This is a genomic window from Lactobacillus iners (assembly GCF_011058775.1).
Taxonomy (GTDB): Bacteria; Bacillota; Bacilli; order Lactobacillales; family Lactobacillaceae; genus Lactobacillus; species Lactobacillus iners.
In genome coordinates this window covers 109,677-125,717 of sequence record NZ_CP049230.1, presented here as the reverse complement: position 1 = coordinate 125,717, position 16,041 = coordinate 109,677, and the positions used below count along the sequence as shown (strand labels likewise).

Genomic DNA, 16,041 nt, shown 5'->3' with positions numbered 1-16,041 from the left:
TTCCTTTCCAATACACAATAAAAAAGCTCCCCTAATGGGAGCTATATGCACAAAGTGCCCGTATTATATGGTAAATGCTAATCAGCAATACGTCAAGTACTTAATTTTCATCATCAGAATCTAAATCATCTTTATGTAACTCAGATAATTGACCTTCTAATCCATCATCAAGCTCATCATCATCGTCAGCATCATCTAAATCGCTATCATCTGAATAATCATCAGCATCCGTTTCATCCAATGATAAGTCATCATCTTCTGGATCATCAGAATCATAATCAATAATATCATCACTATCAGAATCAGCAATAAAGGCATTAACTTTTCTATGATTCTTTTTGCGTGGTAAATCTTCCTCATCTTCAGGATGATTAACTTCTTCATCTACAGATTCATATGGGAACCATGATCTTAAAGCCCATACATTATCACCCATCGAGATAAACTCACCATCAGTATTCAAATCTGTGTAAAATTGTGGCAAACGGTCACGAATTTCTTCGTCACTCTTTCCCAAAAATTGTTGAACAGCATTAACGATATCAGCAAAGGCCATTCTTTTACCACTATCTTGCAAAATAGCACGAGCTACTTCAATCATCGATAGTTCTTCTCTTTTCTGGTCTTTAAAATCATCTAATCCCACTAATGACACGTCCTTTCATCTAACTTTGCGTATCTTCAAAACAATCAATGCTAATTTTATAGTCACCTATTAAGTATATATCAGAAAATAGTTGATATTCAACTTTTAGTTGGATATTATTTGCATTTTTCTTTAAAAAATTAATACTTTTAGTAAAACTAGTCAGATCCATAATTTTTCCTGCGGCAATTAATCGGCAATTTTTCTTTTCATTAGCCATAAATTTCATCATATTGTAATTATTATTTTCAATAGTACCACGTTGCATAATTAACTCATCAGTTTTATAAAGTAATTTTACTGGAATCTCAGCTGATTGATTTTTTTCCATATATTCAATTCGATAAGTATCATTGTCACAGCTCAATGTACCACAACCAGTACATTTAAAATGCTCAACTTGCCCTTCTTGCTTGATAATACTAGTTATTTCAACTTTAACTTTTTTCATAACTGCTCCCTTCTAACTAATTTTAGATAAATTGATTTAAATAATCATGGTTCTTACTATAATATGTTACAATATGCTCGTAATTTAGAATAGACACATTTTAGTTTTTAACATTGAATTTTTTTAAAAGATGAACATGATGAGAGATATTAATAACATAAACAATTTTCACGAACAAGTACTTCGTGATCCCGTACATACATATATTCATATTAAGAATCCAATAATTTTTAATTTAGTCAACACTCCTGAATTTCAGCGATTACGTCGCATCAAGCAATTAGGTCCCACCTCATTTGTTTTCTTTGGTGCTACACATACCAGATTTGAGCATAATTTAGGCGTCTATGAACTAACTAGAAGAATATGTAATATCTTCACTCAAAAATATGCTACTCAGCAAAGTGATGATGGATTATGGGATCCTAGTAATAATTTGCTCGTAGAGTGTGCAGCATTATTACATGATTTAGGACATGGTCCATATTCGCATACTTTCGAGCATTTATTTAATACTAATCATGAATTAATGGGGCAAAAAATAATTCTGGATGAAAATACACAAATAAACAAAATTTTAAAACAAGTGTCACCAGATTTTCCACAAAAAGTTGCAAGTGTAATTGCCAAAACTTATCCCAATCCACAAGTAGTTAAGTTAATATCTAGTCAGGCTGATGCCGACAGAATGGATTATTTACTGCGCGATGCATATTTTACAGGCGTATCATATGGTGCCTTTGATTTAACTCGAATATTGGATGTTATTAGACCTTATAAGAATGGCATCTGTTTTTTAGATAAAGGGATCCATGCAGTAGAAGATTATATTATCAGTCGCTATCAAATGTATCAACAAGTTTACTTCCATCGAATAGGTCGTTCAATGGAAGTCATTTTGCATCATTTATTACAACGTGCACAAGAAATTTATCAAAGAAATGATATCAAAGATTTCACTGTAACTCCTCAATTGGAAGCTTTTTTGGCCAATAAATGGAGTCTTGAAGATTATTTAGCCTTAGATGATGGCGTAATGGAAACTAATTTTATGCTTTGGACTAAATCAGGAGACAAAATTTTAGCAGATTTAGCAGGAAGTTACTTATACAGGCATCCCCTTGAAAGTGTTAAAGTTAACAATCAAACTAAGTACCTCATACCTAAATTAAATGAGCTCATTAAAAATGCAGGATTTGATCCACAATACTATACTGCTACTAATTCTGCTTTTGATGAACCTTATGATGCTTATAAACCTACAGGGAAAAATGCACATAGTCCGATAGAAATTATGGAAAATGATGGTACCTTAGTCGAACTTTCAGAACTAAGTCCCCTAGTAAAAGCATTAAATGGCACTGTACAAGGTGATGAACGTTTCTTTTTCCCTAAAACAATGATCAAGTCGTTGGGAGATGTGCAATTATTTCAACCACTTTATTCAGAATTTCAAAGTTATATCAACAATAATTCATTACAAGATCCTCAAAAAATAAAAGGTACCGACTTTTAAAGTCAGTACCTTTTTAATAACTATATAATTAGTCATCAAGCTTTTCTTTGTCAACTACATTTAATTCATTATCAAATGTATAAACAACTGGTTCACCAGTCTTCATTTCCAAGCCCATAATATCTTCATCTGAAATATTTTCAATATACTTAGTTAAAGCACGAAGTGAATTACCATGTGCTGCAATAATAACATTTTTACCAGAACGTAAATCTGGAGCAATATGATCTTCCCAGAATGGCATAACTCTTTCCAAACATACCTTAAGGTTTTCTGCCTTAGGAACAATGTGTGGATCTAAGTGAGCGTAACGACGATCATGTGCTTGGCTATATTCAGAGTCATCTTCAATAACAGGTGGCAAAACGTCATAAGATCTACGCCAAATATGAACTTGTTCATCACCATACTTATCTGCAGTATCTTTCTTATTTAAACCTTGAAGAGCACCATAATGACGTTCGTTTAATCTCCAAGACTTAGTTTCAGGAATCCAAAGTTGGCCACTTTCTTCCAATGCAAAGTGCAAAGTTTTGATAGCACGTGTTAATACAGAAGTATATGCTTGATCAAATTGTAAACCGTGTTCTTTAATCAAACGTCCAGCTTTTTTAGCTTCCTCAACACCTTTATCTGAAAGATTAACATCTACCCAACCAGTAAATTGGTTTGATAGGTTCCATTGACTTTGTCCATGACGAATTAAAACTAATTTAGACATTAAATTATCTCCTTTTAAAATTATCATTCAATGTCTATTTTACACACTTATTAGATAAATTAATAGCTTAAAGAAAATTATTGTAATAAAAGTAACCCAAATATGTTCCTAATAGTTAATATTTTAATTATTGATAAATATCATGTTACAATATTCATTAGTCAGTCATGAAAGGGAGTTTTATTTAGATGCCAAATAACAAAATAAATTTGTCTGGAGGTTCATTAACATTAGAACAATTGGATGCTATTTTTAAAACTATTCCACAGGAATTTGACGTAGTCGACGAAAATGATACTATCGTTTGGTCTTCAATGAATGAAGGTCGATTATTTGAAAGAACAACCGCAAACCTAGGTAAAAATGTTTTAGATGTACACGCAGAAAAATCTAAACCTCACGTTAAGCGGGTGCTCGAACAAATGCATAATAACGAAAGAAAAAGTCTCTCAATTAATCTTTGGTCCAAACGTTGGTCCAAAAATCAACCAATCAATGTATCTTTTTACAGTTTACACAATGAAAGCGGTGACTACATTGGTTGCGTCGAGGTAACACAACCTACCAAAGATTACCAATGGAAATGGAGACGTTTGAAAAATTTTTTACATATTATCTTTAAAAAAAGATAGATTACATTTCAAAAATAATAAGAGTAAAATTATTACATCGAATCTATAATATATCGGAGGGTTTACAATGAATAAAAGACACACACTTTTATTTACATTAATGTTAGTTTGTTGTATGACTTCAGGATGTGCCAAAAAAGCAATTGACAACCAATCAAGTAACGACAATATACGAACAGTAGCTACGACCACATTAAAACATGCTTTTAATCAATCATTTAACAGTGGACATTTTATAGAAACAGTTCAATCTAAAAAAATGAAACAGGATAGTTCAATGACGGCTTTATTTAAACCTGATCTAGTCAATATAAAATATTCATTAAATCAAGGAAATAAGGTTAATAGTGAACAATTTTGGCTAAATAATAATATGGTATACATACTGCTACCTCAAAACAAGGGAAAATGGATTAAAAATACTAACACTAACGATAAATTTAGTCCTGATCAAATATTTAACCGCTTTAATGCCAAAAATTTCTCCAATTTAAACCAAGTGATGACCAATAAAGCTAAAATCAAAATTAGCAATGGTAACTACATCTTCACTTATTCAAAGACGGATACTTCTGCTTGGAGATCAGTTAACAATTTGGTTATCGACGCTTTAAATACACCTGGTTCACAAAATATGAATTTAGCTAGAGCAGTAAAGGTTTCTGAACCAACTAGGATCAATTTTGTTTATATCATAAATAAACATACTAATAAAATTGTTCGGATAGATTTAGCAGCAGATTTTGTTTTTAGTAACGATTACACATGCAGTTGGCATGCAATATATGACGAATTTGGTCAACATGATACTTTAGCTATTCCACAAAATATTGTCAAATCAGCTTTCGATATTAGAAAGCAAAAATAAAAATAATGCTAATTTTGATAAATTAGCATTATTTTTTTAATCATCAAACATAATTTTTTGAGCAATAACTTTTCTCTGAAGAGCTAAATTATTGCTATAGTCCGTCAACCCATCTTTTTGTAAAGAATCAGCATATGCAGCTACACTATTGGCTAAATTAGTAATAGTCATATGATTCTTTAAAATGCCTGTTAAAAAGGTCGCTAATAAGGATTCTTGACATCCTACTCCTGAAACCTTTTTAACATCTGGCACTTCAGCAACAAAACCTTGTGTCATATTAATTACGGCTATATGTTGCTTATCCAACATACACAAAACATGACTGGCACCTTTAGCTACCATATAGTGAGCTGACTTATATAGTAATTGCTTGCCTGCTACTTTATCAAAGATGTTCTTTATATCTTGACCCGTCAACTGAATCAAAAATGGTTGCAAAGGTAAAATATCCATAACAGTTGCATATGGTACAGATACAACCAAGTATGCTCCTTTTTTATGTGCAATAGCAGCCATATCGGATAAATAAACAGGTGATATTCCTTTAGCAAAACTACCACATATAACTAAAATATCGCCCTTGTTTAGGCACTTTAAATTATCTAATAATTTTTGTTGTGCACTAATTGCAACTTGTTTATCTTCTCCAAAAAGATCTAATTGAGTGGCATCAATTTTTATAAAATCATGTTTAATATCTGCATCATCCAATAATTTTTCTGCTTTTTGATAATCATTAGGAATAATTCCTAACGCAATTGATTCGATATCTTTTTTCTTAAGCAATAATGATACATAAGTTCCACAACAAGTATTATTTTTATCATCATTCAAAGTAATCGTATAAATCACAAGTATAACCTCTTTAAATATTAGCTCATCATCATTATATTACACTATAGTTAATATATCTTTTACAAAATAAAATTAGCCAATAAGCTGTTTCTCAGATTTGAACTGAGGACCTCCTCCTTACCACGGCGGTGCTCTACCTACTGAGCTAAAACAGCATATATTTAATATTAGCATAAATAAAAAGACATACGCTTAAAACGCATGTCTTTTTTACTATTTTGTTTTTAATAAAGTATATTTTTTCTTACCACGACGAATAATCACAAATTTCCCTTCAAAACTGTTAGGCACATCTACCAAAAAATCGCAATCATCTTGGCGAGATCCATTTACATAAATAGCACCATTATTAATATCTTCACGAGCTTGTCGCTTAGATTTTTCAATTCCAGTTTCTACTAAAAGATCGACCAAATTTTTAGATTCTTGGGAAATTTCAACGTAAGGAGCATTTTTAAATCCTTGTTCAATTTGTTTAACCGACAATTCTTTGATATTACCTTCAAATAGAGCATTAGTAATAAATTGAGCATCCCTCAACCCAGCTTCACCATGTACAAATTTTGTAACTTCTTCCGCTAATTTACGCTGTGCTAATCGTTTCCACGGTTCTTTTTCTACGCTAATGGCTAAATCTTCTATTTCTTGATGAGATAAAAATGTGAAATATTTCAAATATTTAATAACGTCACGATCATCTTGATTAATCCAAAATTGGTAAAATTCGTACGGACTGGTTTTTTCAGGATCAAGCCAAATAGCTCCACCAGCAGATTTACCAAATTTGGTACCATCACTTTTTAGCATTAATGGTATAGTTAATCCAAATGCCGGATGATCAGCCCCTTCTATACGGTGAATTAAATCTATTCCGCCTGTAATATTACCCCACTGATCTCCACCACCAATCTGCAAAGTAACATTTTTGTTTTTATTCAAATAATAAAAATCTATAGCCTGCATTATTTGATATGTAAATTCAGTATATGAAATACCAGTTGCCAAGCGACTGGCAACTATATCTTTATTGAGCATAGTATTCACTTGGAATAACTTACCATAATCACGTAAAAAATCTAATAAAGTTAATTTGCTCAACCAACTAGCATTATTGACAATTTCAAAATTTTCAGTGCCAAACAATTTTTCCATTTGAGATGTTAAACATTTTTCATTATGTCTTACTTGTTCTTCACTTTGTAAAACACGCTCAGTCTTTCTACCTGACGGATCACCAATAGCTCCAGTAGCTCCGCCAATCAAAATAATCGGATGGTATCCTGCCATTTGAAAACGTTTCAAGATCATAAAGGGTATCAAGTGTCCTATATGAAGCGAATCACCTGTAGGATCTGTTCCACAATATAGAGTTAAATCCTTATGCTGTTGTAAATATTCCCTCAACCCTTGCTCATCTGTTTGCTGATTAATAGCTCCACGCCATTTTAAATCTTCTAAAATATCCATTTTTTCCTCCAAAAAAGCCCCTGATCCAACCAATTAGATCAGGGGCGATTAAATCAACTTTAACCACGGTACCACCCGTATTCACGCTTGTAGCGTCTTTACAGTCAATAAGGCAACTACTCCATCTGTATTTCGTTATATAGACCTGCCTAGCTCACACCAACCACTAGCTCTCTGAACACTGAATCTATACACTACTTGCTTAGCTAGATAATAATTTAGAATTAACTATTTGTCAACTTATTTATGTTTTAATACTCGCTTAAATAAAAATAGAATGTCTGTCCTTTTTCCTTTTCCTTTGCAATATGCAACTAAGTCATTTCTAAATTTATATAACATTACACACCAACCAATGAAAAATAATATACCTGCACAGTTACTATATATCACAAACATTGCAATACTATAAATTAATAAACTAATTACAGGTGAAACAGCTAAATTCTTTAAAATTATCATCAATAACAATTCAATGATGATACAAAAAATTCCCCATTGCCAATCAAAAAATATTACAATTGGCAATGATACTGCTACACATTTTCCACCATTAAATTTATTCCAAAAAGGAAAAGCATGACCTAGCATCAATCCCAAGCCACAATAAGCAAGAGAAATATGCATAGGACAAACAATTAGAACTAATATCAATGCCAAGATCGCTTTAACTATATCACCTACACATGTCAACAGACCCCATTTCTTGCCAAAAATACTACCAACATTAGCAGTACCTGGATTATGTGATCCGATTTGAGTAGGATTCATACCAAATTTAATTTTACAAACAATAAATGCACATAAAATATTACCAAATAGATAACCTACAATAAGGGCTATTAAATTATACATTACTATCACCCATGCCATAATTTATTACTATTAGGTTCATAGATATAATAAGGCTGATTTTGATTACCACTCAACCAATCAAATTGCTTATTCTTGCTATTTTGATACGTTTCATTATTATCTAACTCAACATATTCTAATCCTAATTGTTCACGTAAAATTTTTGATACTCTATTCAATTCTTTATTGCTCATCACTTGATATGAAGCATCACCTATCATTGCACCATTGCCATGCAAATAATCATTTGACATATTGTTAGAGCAATCACGATAATTTTTAAAAATACTAATAAAAGAATCAAAGCGAATATTAGTTTTGATACTATTTGATGCAGTGTTTAAAACTTCATCTAAATTTTTCACTGTATCAAAAGAAATCGAATGTTTCAAAATCGACATAATTACCTGTCTTTGTCGCAATTGCCTACCATAATCTCCTCGGGGATCATCATACCGCATACGTGCATATGCTAATGCTTTTTTACCATCTAAATGTGTTTTAACACCCTTAGTAAAAGAGCAACCATCATAGGTAAATGTTAAAGGCGGAACTACATCAACACCGCCAACTCCATCTACTAATTTGGTCATACCACCCATATTGATAGTAATATAATATTTCAAAGGTACATTAAGTAACTTACTTACTGTCTCCATAGCCATTTTTGGACCCCCCATATTATAAGCGGCATTAATTTTATGAACACTAAATCTGGGACTACCAATCATTTCCGCCATAGTATCCCTCGGAATCGACATTAAAGATACTTTTTTATCATTGGGATTGACAGTTGCAACAATTATAGTATCTGTGTTGCCACGTTTCTCATGACGTCCTAAAGCACCAGTATCTGTCCCGAGTAAAAGTACAGCAAATTTTTTTTTACTACTAAAACCTGCTTGCGTAACAGAATTTTGAGGATCATATGTCTTGTCAAAAGCATTTTTAGTTTTTAAATAAACTGCAGTAACATAAATACAAGCAAACAAAAATATTATTCCGATAATATATTTGATCCATCTGTAAACTCTTTTTTTCTTTTCTCTTTGATGATTTATTTCAACTCTAGATAATCTTCTTTTTTCTTCCATAATCCATCACATTTCTAACAAATAATTGCATCTTATTAATCATATAAACTTGTTATATCTTTCAAACCGTCGTAATCAATAACTGTTTCCAGCATAATCATCATTGCATTAGTTATATCGTTTAATGACATAGAAGGTTGATTACTTTGTAAAACTTGAGAAGGTAAATAAGGAATATGTATAAAACCACCTTTAAGATTAGGAAATTCTGTATTACGCCAGTATTGAACTTTATAAAATAAATAATTGCAAACATATGTACCAGCAGTATTTGACACTTTAGCAGGAAGACCAGAATTTCGAATATTTTTGACAATTGCATTAATAGGTAGTTGCGTAAAATAACCATCCATACCCTTTGCAACAATTTTTTGACCTTTAGGTTGATAATTCGTGTTATCAGCAATAGAAGCATCCACCCAATTAATAGCAATTTTTTCAGGTGTAATACCACTTCTACCACCTGCTTGCCCGATATTAATACAGTAATCTGGCATTTCAGCAAGTAACGCATCATAAACTTGAGATGCAGCCTTTTCAAAACTTGTCTCTACATTTAATTTGACAAGACGATGTCCCCTTATGGTATCAGGTAAAAATTTTAATACTTCTTGAGCTGGATTAACTTTTTCTCCATTAAATGGGTTAAATCCTGTTATCATAATTTTCATACATATTCCTCCTAAAAGCTAGTATTTTTTGGGAAATATAAATATAATGATTGTAAATACATATTAAATTAAGGAGTTTTCAATGAGCAAACAGGCTTTGTTAATCATAGATTATACCAATGATTTCATAGATGATCATGGGGCGTTAAGTTGCAAACAACCCGGGCAAATTTTAGAAAATGAAATTGTTTCATTAGCTAATCAATTTTTGCAACAGGGCGACTTTATCATTCTTCCAACAGATCTGCATATTAAAAATGATCCATATACTGTAGAAAGTAAGTTATTTCCACCACACAATTTAGCTAATACTTGGGGAAGACAATTTTATGGCAAACTAGAAAACTGGTACCAAACCAACAAAGATAGTAATAGCGTAAAAGTGATTGACAAAAGTCACTACTCATCATTTTGTGGCACATCTCTAGACCTTTTTTTAAGGGAGAGAAATATCACCACTTTACATTTGACAGGAGTGTGCACCGATATTTGTGTTCTACATACTGCGGTTGATGCTTATAACTTAAATTATAATCTTGTTATTCATAAAAATGCAGTAGGATCTTTCTCACCAGAGGGACACTTGTGGGCACTAAATCACTTTAAAACTTGCTTAGGAGCTCAAATCATTTAACTTTTAAAATTTATAATAATCAAGGACACAATCATGTGTCCTTGATTATTTTTTATTTATTATATTTAGATAATTGCTTTGCTCTTAATGGATCAATTATATTATATTTTTTCTTCAGATACATTCGCAAAACAAATGCAATAACACCCATACCAACATTAACTACAGCTGGCAAAACAATATTAATTGGTCTAAAAATTGGCACAACAGATACAATAGCTATCCATACATACACACCTACCAACATGACAATACCATATGCTATTAATTTCCATACAGCTGGTCGGTCTTTTTTATCCATAGCTAACATTCGATTATAATAGGCCATTAAAATACCAAAGATGATACCAACACTCATAATAGTAATAATCCCCATATTTTGACTATTATTTTTTTGGTTAGAAAACATTTGGATCAAACCAAACATGCCCAAAAAGCAAGTTAAATATAAGAGAATATTATCTAAAACTAACATAGTAAATGAAGTTTCTTTAGGCTTTTCTACTGGATGTAGCAATTCATATGCTTTTTCAATAGGAGATTTTCCATAATAATTGACTGCCGTTACTCCTTTTTTTTGAGCAACAACTATTTCTGGTAATAATTTATCGATCAGAATAGCAACTTGTTCTTCTGTTTGCTTTCCTTGATCTGCTAGTTGCTTTTTTAACTTAAAAACATAGTCTCTATTTTTATTACTAAGTAATTCATATAGATCATCTACACTAGCATGCTCTATATCATTAACTTTATTAATTTGCATTGCCTGCTTTTGCAAATGGAGTTTTTGTGCCTTAATTGTTTCAGCATTTTTTTCCTCTAAACTCATGTTTTTTTCCTCTAAACTCATGTTTTTCTCCTTTATACATTAAATCTAAATTCTATAATGTCTCCATCTTGAACTAAGTAATCTTTACCTTCAAGTCGTAATTTGCCAGCTTCTTTGACTTTTTGCATAGTTTCAAATTTATCTAAATCATCATAAGAAACTACCTCAGCACGGATAAAGCCTCGTTCAAAATCAGAATGGATAACTCCAGCAACTTGCGGAGCTTTCATACCATCACGAAAAGTCCAAGCTCTAGTTTCTGTGCCACCAGCAGTAAAAAATGTACGCAATCCCAAAATATGATATGCAGCCTTAATCAAGCGATCTAGTCCAGATTCTTCGACACCTTCTGCTTCCAAAAACTCCTGCCTATCACTCTCATCCATAGATGCTATTTCTTCTTCAGTAGCAGCACTAATACCTAAAGCTTCTGCATTTTCTGATTCTGCATGCTTTTTAACTATTTGATATAAACTATCTGATTCTGGATCCGCCATGGATGATTCGGCAATATTTGCTACATAAATTACTGGTTTAGTCGTTAACAAAAATAACCCTTTAACGATTTGTTGCTCGTCATCATTAAATTCAATAGAACGTGCAGCATTTCCTTCCTCAAGTACAGGTTTTAATTTTTCTAAGACAGCCATTTCAGCTTTAGCTGCTTTATCTCCTTGTTGTGCAACTTTTTGAACTTTGGCAATACGACGATTAACTGCATCTAAATCGGCAATAGCTAATTCCAAGTTAATTGTATTAATATCTTCTTCAGGATCAACTTTACCAGTGACGGAAGTAATATTATCATCTTCAAATGCCCTAACTACATGTACGATTGCATCCGTTTGTCTAATATTTTCTAAGAATTTATTACCTAGACCTTCGCCTTTTGAAGCTCCTTTTACTAATCCAGCTATATCTGTAAATTCAAAAGTAGTGTGCACCACTTTTTTAGCTGGGATTAATTCCTGAATTCTAGCTAAACGTTTATCTGGAACTTCAACCATCCCCACATTGGGCTCAATAGTAGCAAATGGATAATTGGCCATTTCGGCACCCGCTTTAGTAATAGCATTAAATAAAGTTGATTTACCCACATTAGGTAATCCTACAATACCTGCAGTTAATGACATTTTTTTCTCCCCTTAGTTATTTATATTTGGAATAATAATTTTATCTTTTGGTACATAAAATTCAGATTTTAAATTAACTGGATCTTTGGCTGTACGCAAAACCTTTTTATGTTTTTTATTAAAATCAGCACGTGACATCATAATTAGATGACCACATCCGAGACATTTTATTCTGATATCTGCACCAATTCGCAAAACTTCCCATTGATTTTCACCACAAGCATGTGGTTTTTTCATTTGAACCACATCAGCTAACTGATACATTAAAATCACTCCCACTATTCTTTATCTAAATCAATACCTAATACATCTAAGATACGATTTAATTCTTCCGTTGATTTAAAGCTAATAGATAGATGACCATTTCCTCGATTGCTGGAACTAATGTTAACTTTTGTGCCAAATTTATCCGAAAGCTTATTTTCACTGGCAGCAATGAATTTCGACTTATTAGTAACTTTTCTAGATTTTTCTTGACTCTTAGTATTAATCTTATTAACTAGTAATTCTAATCTACGAACTGTTGTGCCTTCATCGGCTACCTTTTTAGCCAAACTATCAATCTGACTTTTATCTTTTAAGCCTAAAAGTGTACGTGCTTGTCCCATTGATAACTTACCATATTGTAGTAGTCTTTTAGTTTTTGGAGGCAATGTTATCAAACGTAAATAGTTTGCAATATATGGTCGTGACTTGCCTAAACGTTTAGATACATCTTCTTGTGTTAATCCCAGATTTTTCTGAAGTGTTTCGTACGCTTGAGCTTCTTCTAAAGGCGTTAAATCTTCACGTTGCAAATTTTCCAAAATAGCAACTTCCATCATTTTTGCTTCATCAAAATCACGAACGATACCTGGTATCGTTTCTTTGCCTGCTATTTTAGAAGCACGAAAACGCCTCTCACCCGCAATTAATTCATATCCTTCAACAGATTTTCTTACAATAATTGGTTGAAAAACGCCATTTTCTTTTATTGATTCAGCTAGTTCTTGCAATCCCTTATCATCAAAATTTTTTCTAGGTTGGTAAGGATTAGGTCGAATATCATCTAATTTTATGTCCTTAATCTCCTCACCGTCTTTTATTTTTGGACCATCATCAAAAAGTGCCTCTAATCCTCTACCTAAGCTCTTAAAACCTTTAGATCTTTTTTCCATGAGATTTTAACACCTCCTTAGCCAATGAATCATAAACTTGAGCACCTCTAGATTTAGGTGCATATTCTGTAATTGGTTTTCCAAAACTTGGTGCTTCTGCTAATTTAGTAATCCTTGGAATAATAGTTTTATACACTTTTTTATTGAAATATTCTTTAACTTCTTTTACTACATCTGCACCTAAATTAGTCCGAGCATCCAACATCGTTAATAAGACGCCTTCGACACCAAGATTTTTGTTGAAATGCTTTTGAACTAATCTAATAGTATTAAGTAGCTGACTTAATCCCTCCATAGCATAATATTCACTTTGTACGGGAATCAAAATCGAATCCGAAGCAGTAAAAGCATTTATTGAGAGTTGTCCTAAAGAAGGTGGACAATCAATAAGAATAAAATCATATTGATCACTAATTTCATCTATGCCTTGTTTAAGTCTAGTTTCTCTAGCCATCAATGATGTTAATTCTATTTCAGCACCTGCCAATTGAATAGTTGCAGGTACTATGTCTAAATTTGGAGTTGAAGTATGATGTATTGTTTTGGACATGGATATTTCATCAATTAACACATTATAAACATCTTGATCAACAGATGACTTTTCTATACCAAGTCCAGAAGTGGCATTACCTTGAGGATCAGTATCAATAATTAATACTTTATAACCACGAATAGCAATACTAGCTCCCAAATTAATTGTCGTTGTAGTTTTACCAACGCCACCTTTTTGATTGGCTATTGAGATTACTTGTGCCATAACTACTCCCCTTTTAATATTTCAATTGTAATTTTATATGAATCTTTTGATTTATTTTCATGCTGTTTGACTATCATACCTGAATCTTTAACCATCTTTATAGCCTGCTTAATAGTATTAATTTGTACTGTAAAATCACTACCTGTTTTTACAGTAACTTTTCTTGAAGCTTTCGCCTTAGTTGCACCTTCTTGACCCATATTACTAAAATAACGATCAATATCTTGAGCCATATTCTCTGTTTCTTTAACAGTTAAATCTTTTTTTACTATCTCACTTACTGCCCTATCTTGATCAGATGCAGATAATGTAAGTAAAGCACGACCGTGACGTGGTGTGATTTTTTGAGCAACTAAAAAACTTTGTACCTTAGGAGTAAGCTTTAATAATCGGATCTTATTAGCAATATATGACTGTGTCCTACCAACCTGATGTGCCAATTGCTCCTGAGTAAGGTTATTAATTTTCATCAATTGTGCATATGCTTTTGCTTCATCAATCGGATTAAGATTTTCACGTTGTAAATTCTCAATCAAAGCTAAAGAAGCAACTTGTTCATCAGCCATTGAATTGACAATAGCTGGAATTGTAGCCCATTTAAGCAGCTTAACTGCACGATATCGACGTTCACCGGCAATGATTTCATATTTATCAGAATCTAATATGTGTCTGACAACAATTGGTTGTAATAATCCTTGTTCCTGAATAGTTTGGGCCAACTGTGCTATCGTTTCATCATTGAATGCTCTTCTAGGCTGATAACGATTAGGAACAATATTATCCAAATCAATATCCGTTATTTTTTTATTTTCCGGTAACTTATCTTTGTGACTAAAAAATAATGACATCATTAATTACCTCCGAAAAAATTAAAGGGGTTTACGATTAGGTATACCAGCTTGTCTAGGATACTTATTAGACACTTTTTTGATTTTTTTAACAGCTACTAGTGTTCTATCATCCATACTATCTGGTAAAGTAAACTCACATGTTTTTTCTATCTGACCACCTAATATTGTTAAAGCATTGTGTGCTTCAAATAACTCATCTGATAGCTTAGGTCCCTTCAAAGCAACAAAATAACCTCCAACCTTAACTAAAGGCAAACAATATTCACTTAAAACACTCATTCTTGCTACTGCTCTAGCTGTAACTATATCAAAGTTTTCACGTAATTTGATATTTCTACCTGCATCTTCAGCACGACTATGAACTAAAGTAATATTATCTAAGCCTAATTGCTTAACTAATTTATCCAAAAAAGTAAGACGCTTGCCTAAAGAATCAATAATGGTTAATTTTATATCAGGATATATTATTTTGATAGGTACAGAAGGAAAGCCAGCACCAGCACCAACATCACATAAAGATTCAGCATTGGATATCATTTCTCTGAATTTGATAATTGGTGTCAAACTATCATAAAAATGTTTCAAATACACCTCGTCTTCTTCAGTAATTCGTGTAAGATTTGTTTTTTCATTAGCAACAATTAATTGATGATAATATGTCCTAAACTGTTCTTGTTGCCTAGCACTAAGCTCTATACCTTGCTTTAATAGTAATTCTTTAAATATGTCTGAATTCATTTTTCACCCCAACGAAACTACTGTTACACAACTTATAATTTACCGCAATTTAGGCTTTAGGGCAACATAATACATACCATTTTACCTATGAAACTTTTTGCATAAATCATTACATAAATCATTAAAATATGTTTTAATATCACTAAAGGAGGTTGATACAAGC

At 32.1% G+C, this 16,041-nt stretch carries 19 protein-coding genes and 1 tRNA gene; 4 read left to right on the top strand and 16 right to left on the bottom strand.

The annotated features are described in order from the left end of the window. Window positions 1–100: 100 nt before the first annotated feature. On the bottom strand, window positions 101–646 hold the full coding sequence (gene rpoE, locus G6Z82_RS00570) for a DNA-directed RNA polymerase subunit delta (protein WP_006729757.1): 546 nt from the start codon (window positions 644–646) through the stop codon (window positions 101–103). 19 nt (window positions 647–665) lie between these two features. Further along, the gene (locus G6Z82_RS00565; protein WP_006729756.1) at window positions 666–1,097 is read right to left on the bottom strand and encodes a YwiB family protein; all 432 of its coding nucleotides are present in this window, start codon (window positions 1,095–1,097) and stop codon (window positions 666–668) included. Window positions 1,098–1,236: 139 nt separating this feature from the next. Here G6Z82_RS00565 and G6Z82_RS00560 point away from each other — a divergent pair, with 139 nt between their 5' ends. Beyond that, a complete protein-coding gene (locus tag G6Z82_RS00560) occupies window positions 1,237–2,613 on the top strand; it encodes an HD domain-containing protein (RefSeq protein WP_006732931.1) in 1,377 nt (458 codons plus the stop codon). 28 nt (window positions 2,614–2,641) lie between these two features. Here G6Z82_RS00560 and G6Z82_RS00555 read toward each other — a convergent pair whose 3' ends face one another. Beyond that, window positions 2,642–3,334, bottom strand: a complete 693-nt coding sequence (locus G6Z82_RS00555; RefSeq protein WP_006730272.1) for a 2,3-diphosphoglycerate-dependent phosphoglycerate mutase — start codon at window positions 3,332–3,334, stop codon at window positions 2,642–2,644. Window positions 3,335–3,522: 188 nt separating this feature from the next. Between G6Z82_RS00555 and G6Z82_RS00550 the strand changes: the two genes are divergently transcribed. Next, on the top strand, window positions 3,523–3,966 hold the full coding sequence (locus G6Z82_RS00550; protein ID WP_006729753.1) for a PAS domain-containing protein: 444 nt from the start codon (window positions 3,523–3,525) through the stop codon (window positions 3,964–3,966). A 67-nt stretch (window positions 3,967–4,033) separates the two neighbouring features. Continuing rightward, window positions 4,034–4,834 (top strand): DUF6612 family protein, encoded by an 801-nt coding sequence (locus G6Z82_RS00545; protein ID WP_006730286.1) that lies wholly within the window; start codon window positions 4,034–4,036, stop codon window positions 4,832–4,834. A gap of 36 nt (window positions 4,835–4,870) precedes the next feature. On the opposite strand, the gene G6Z82_RS00540 is transcribed toward G6Z82_RS00545, so the two are convergent. From G6Z82_RS00540 to pcp, 6 genes are all read right to left on the bottom strand, one after another. Next, window positions 4,871–5,689: a PfkB family carbohydrate kinase gene (locus G6Z82_RS00540; RefSeq protein WP_006730291.1), complete on the bottom strand. Its 819-nt coding sequence runs from the start codon at window positions 5,687–5,689 to the stop codon at window positions 4,871–4,873. A gap of 85 nt (window positions 5,690–5,774) precedes the next feature. After that, window positions 5,775–5,847, bottom strand: a tRNA-Thr gene (locus tag G6Z82_RS00535). A gap of 58 nt (window positions 5,848–5,905) precedes the next feature. Then, window positions 5,906–7,159: a tyrosine--tRNA ligase gene (tyrS, locus tag G6Z82_RS00530; RefSeq protein ID WP_006733498.1), complete on the bottom strand. Its 1,254-nt coding sequence runs from the start codon at window positions 7,157–7,159 to the stop codon at window positions 5,906–5,908. Between the two features lie 240 nt (window positions 7,160–7,399). After that, window positions 7,400–8,014, bottom strand: a complete 615-nt coding sequence (locus tag G6Z82_RS00525; protein WP_006730326.1) for a glycerol-3-phosphate acyltransferase — start codon at window positions 8,012–8,014, stop codon at window positions 7,400–7,402. Window positions 8,015–8,019: 5 nt separating this feature from the next. Further along, window positions 8,020–9,108, bottom strand: coding sequence for an LCP family glycopolymer transferase (locus G6Z82_RS00520; protein WP_006730283.1), 1,089 nt, complete (start codon window positions 9,106–9,108; stop codon window positions 8,020–8,022). A gap of 35 nt (window positions 9,109–9,143) precedes the next feature. Then, window positions 9,144–9,779: a pyroglutamyl-peptidase I gene (gene pcp, locus G6Z82_RS00515; RefSeq protein ID WP_006734948.1), complete on the bottom strand. Its 636-nt coding sequence runs from the start codon at window positions 9,777–9,779 to the stop codon at window positions 9,144–9,146. Between the two features lie 82 nt (window positions 9,780–9,861). Here pcp and G6Z82_RS00510 point away from each other — a divergent pair, with 82 nt between their 5' ends. Next, the gene (locus G6Z82_RS00510; protein ID WP_006730249.1) at window positions 9,862–10,413 is read left to right on the top strand and encodes a cysteine hydrolase family protein; all 552 of its coding nucleotides are present in this window, start codon (window positions 9,862–9,864) and stop codon (window positions 10,411–10,413) included. 52 nt (window positions 10,414–10,465) lie between these two features. On the opposite strand, the gene G6Z82_RS00505 is transcribed toward G6Z82_RS00510, so the two are convergent. Genes G6Z82_RS00505 through rsmG form a run of 7 tightly spaced genes read right to left on the bottom strand, consistent with a single transcriptional unit; the run spans window position 10,466 to window position 15,878 of the window. Continuing rightward, window positions 10,466–11,242 (bottom strand): DUF1129 family protein, encoded by a 777-nt coding sequence (locus G6Z82_RS00505; RefSeq protein WP_006734952.1) that lies wholly within the window; start codon window positions 11,240–11,242, stop codon window positions 10,466–10,468. A 32-nt stretch (window positions 11,243–11,274) separates the two neighbouring features. Then, entirely contained in the window at window positions 11,275–12,375 is a 1,101-nt protein-coding gene (gene ychF, locus G6Z82_RS00500; RefSeq protein ID WP_006729744.1) for a redox-regulated ATPase YchF, read from the bottom strand. 12 nt (window positions 12,376–12,387) lie between these two features. Beyond that, window positions 12,388–12,639 (bottom strand): DUF951 domain-containing protein, encoded by a 252-nt coding sequence (locus tag G6Z82_RS00495; protein ID WP_006730260.1) that lies wholly within the window; start codon window positions 12,637–12,639, stop codon window positions 12,388–12,390. Between the two features lie 14 nt (window positions 12,640–12,653). After that, entirely contained in the window at window positions 12,654–13,532 is an 879-nt protein-coding gene (locus tag G6Z82_RS00490) for a ParB/RepB/Spo0J family partition protein (protein WP_164785684.1), read from the bottom strand. After that, a complete protein-coding gene (locus tag G6Z82_RS00485; RefSeq protein WP_006729741.1) occupies window positions 13,516–14,289 on the bottom strand; it encodes a ParA family protein in 774 nt (257 codons plus the stop codon). The genes G6Z82_RS00490 and G6Z82_RS00485 overlap by 17 nt, the downstream gene beginning before the upstream one ends. 2 nt (window positions 14,290–14,291) lie before the next feature. Next, complete coding sequence (noc, locus tag G6Z82_RS00480) at window positions 14,292–15,137, bottom strand: nucleoid occlusion protein (protein WP_006730278.1); 846 nt, start codon at window positions 15,135–15,137, stop codon at window positions 14,292–14,294. Window positions 15,138–15,158: 21 nt separating this feature from the next. After that, on the bottom strand, window positions 15,159–15,878 hold the full coding sequence (rsmG, locus tag G6Z82_RS00475) for a 16S rRNA (guanine(527)-N(7))-methyltransferase RsmG (RefSeq protein ID WP_164785683.1): 720 nt from the start codon (window positions 15,876–15,878) through the stop codon (window positions 15,159–15,161). Between the last annotated feature and the right edge of the window lie 163 nt (window positions 15,879–16,041).

Bases quoted from the DNA above. Each gene is read 5' to 3' on its own strand.
- G6Z82_RS00520 (WP_006730283.1), bottom strand. From the start codon at position 9,108: ATGGAAGAAAAAAGAAGATTATCTAGAGTTGAAATAAATCATCAAAGA.
- G6Z82_RS00485 (WP_006729741.1), bottom strand. From the start codon at position 14,289: ATGGCACAAGTAATCTCAATAGCCAATCAAAAAGGTGGCGTTGGTAAA.
- G6Z82_RS00495 (WP_006730260.1), bottom strand. From the start codon at position 12,639: ATGTATCAGTTAGCTGATGTGGTTCAAATGAAAAAACCACATGCTTGT.
- G6Z82_RS00545 (WP_006730286.1), top strand. From the start codon at position 4,034: ATGAATAAAAGACACACACTTTTATTTACATTAATGTTAGTTTGTTGT.
- G6Z82_RS00490 (WP_164785684.1), bottom strand. From the start codon at position 13,532: ATGGAAAAAAGATCTAAAGGTTTTAAGAGCTTAGGTAGAGGATTAGAG.
- G6Z82_RS00555 (WP_006730272.1), bottom strand. From the start codon at position 3,334: ATGTCTAAATTAGTTTTAATTCGTCATGGACAAAGTCAATGGAACCTA.
- G6Z82_RS00560 (WP_006732931.1), top strand. From the start codon at position 1,237: ATGAGAGATATTAATAACATAAACAATTTTCACGAACAAGTACTTCGT.
- G6Z82_RS00510 (WP_006730249.1), top strand. From the start codon at position 9,862: ATGAGCAAACAGGCTTTGTTAATCATAGATTATACCAATGATTTCATA.
- rsmG (WP_164785683.1), bottom strand. From the start codon at position 15,878: ATGAATTCAGACATATTTAAAGAATTACTATTAAAGCAAGGTATAGAG.
- G6Z82_RS00565 (WP_006729756.1), bottom strand. From the start codon at position 1,097: ATGAAAAAAGTTAAAGTTGAAATAACTAGTATTATCAAGCAAGAAGGG.
- tyrS (WP_006733498.1), bottom strand. From the start codon at position 7,159: ATGGATATTTTAGAAGATTTAAAATGGCGTGGAGCTATTAATCAGCAA.
- noc (WP_006730278.1), bottom strand. From the start codon at position 15,137: ATGTCATTATTTTTTAGTCACAAAGATAAGTTACCGGAAAATAAAAAA.
- G6Z82_RS00525 (WP_006730326.1), bottom strand. From the start codon at position 8,014: ATGTATAATTTAATAGCCCTTATTGTAGGTTATCTATTTGGTAATATT.
- G6Z82_RS00550 (WP_006729753.1), top strand. From the start codon at position 3,523: ATGCCAAATAACAAAATAAATTTGTCTGGAGGTTCATTAACATTAGAA.
- G6Z82_RS00505 (WP_006734952.1), bottom strand. From the start codon at position 11,242: ATGAGTTTAGAGGAAAAAAATGCTGAAACAATTAAGGCACAAAAACTC.
- ychF (WP_006729744.1), bottom strand. From the start codon at position 12,375: ATGTCATTAACTGCAGGTATTGTAGGATTACCTAATGTGGGTAAATCA.
- pcp (WP_006734948.1), bottom strand. From the start codon at position 9,779: ATGAAAATTATGATAACAGGATTTAACCCATTTAATGGAGAAAAAGTT.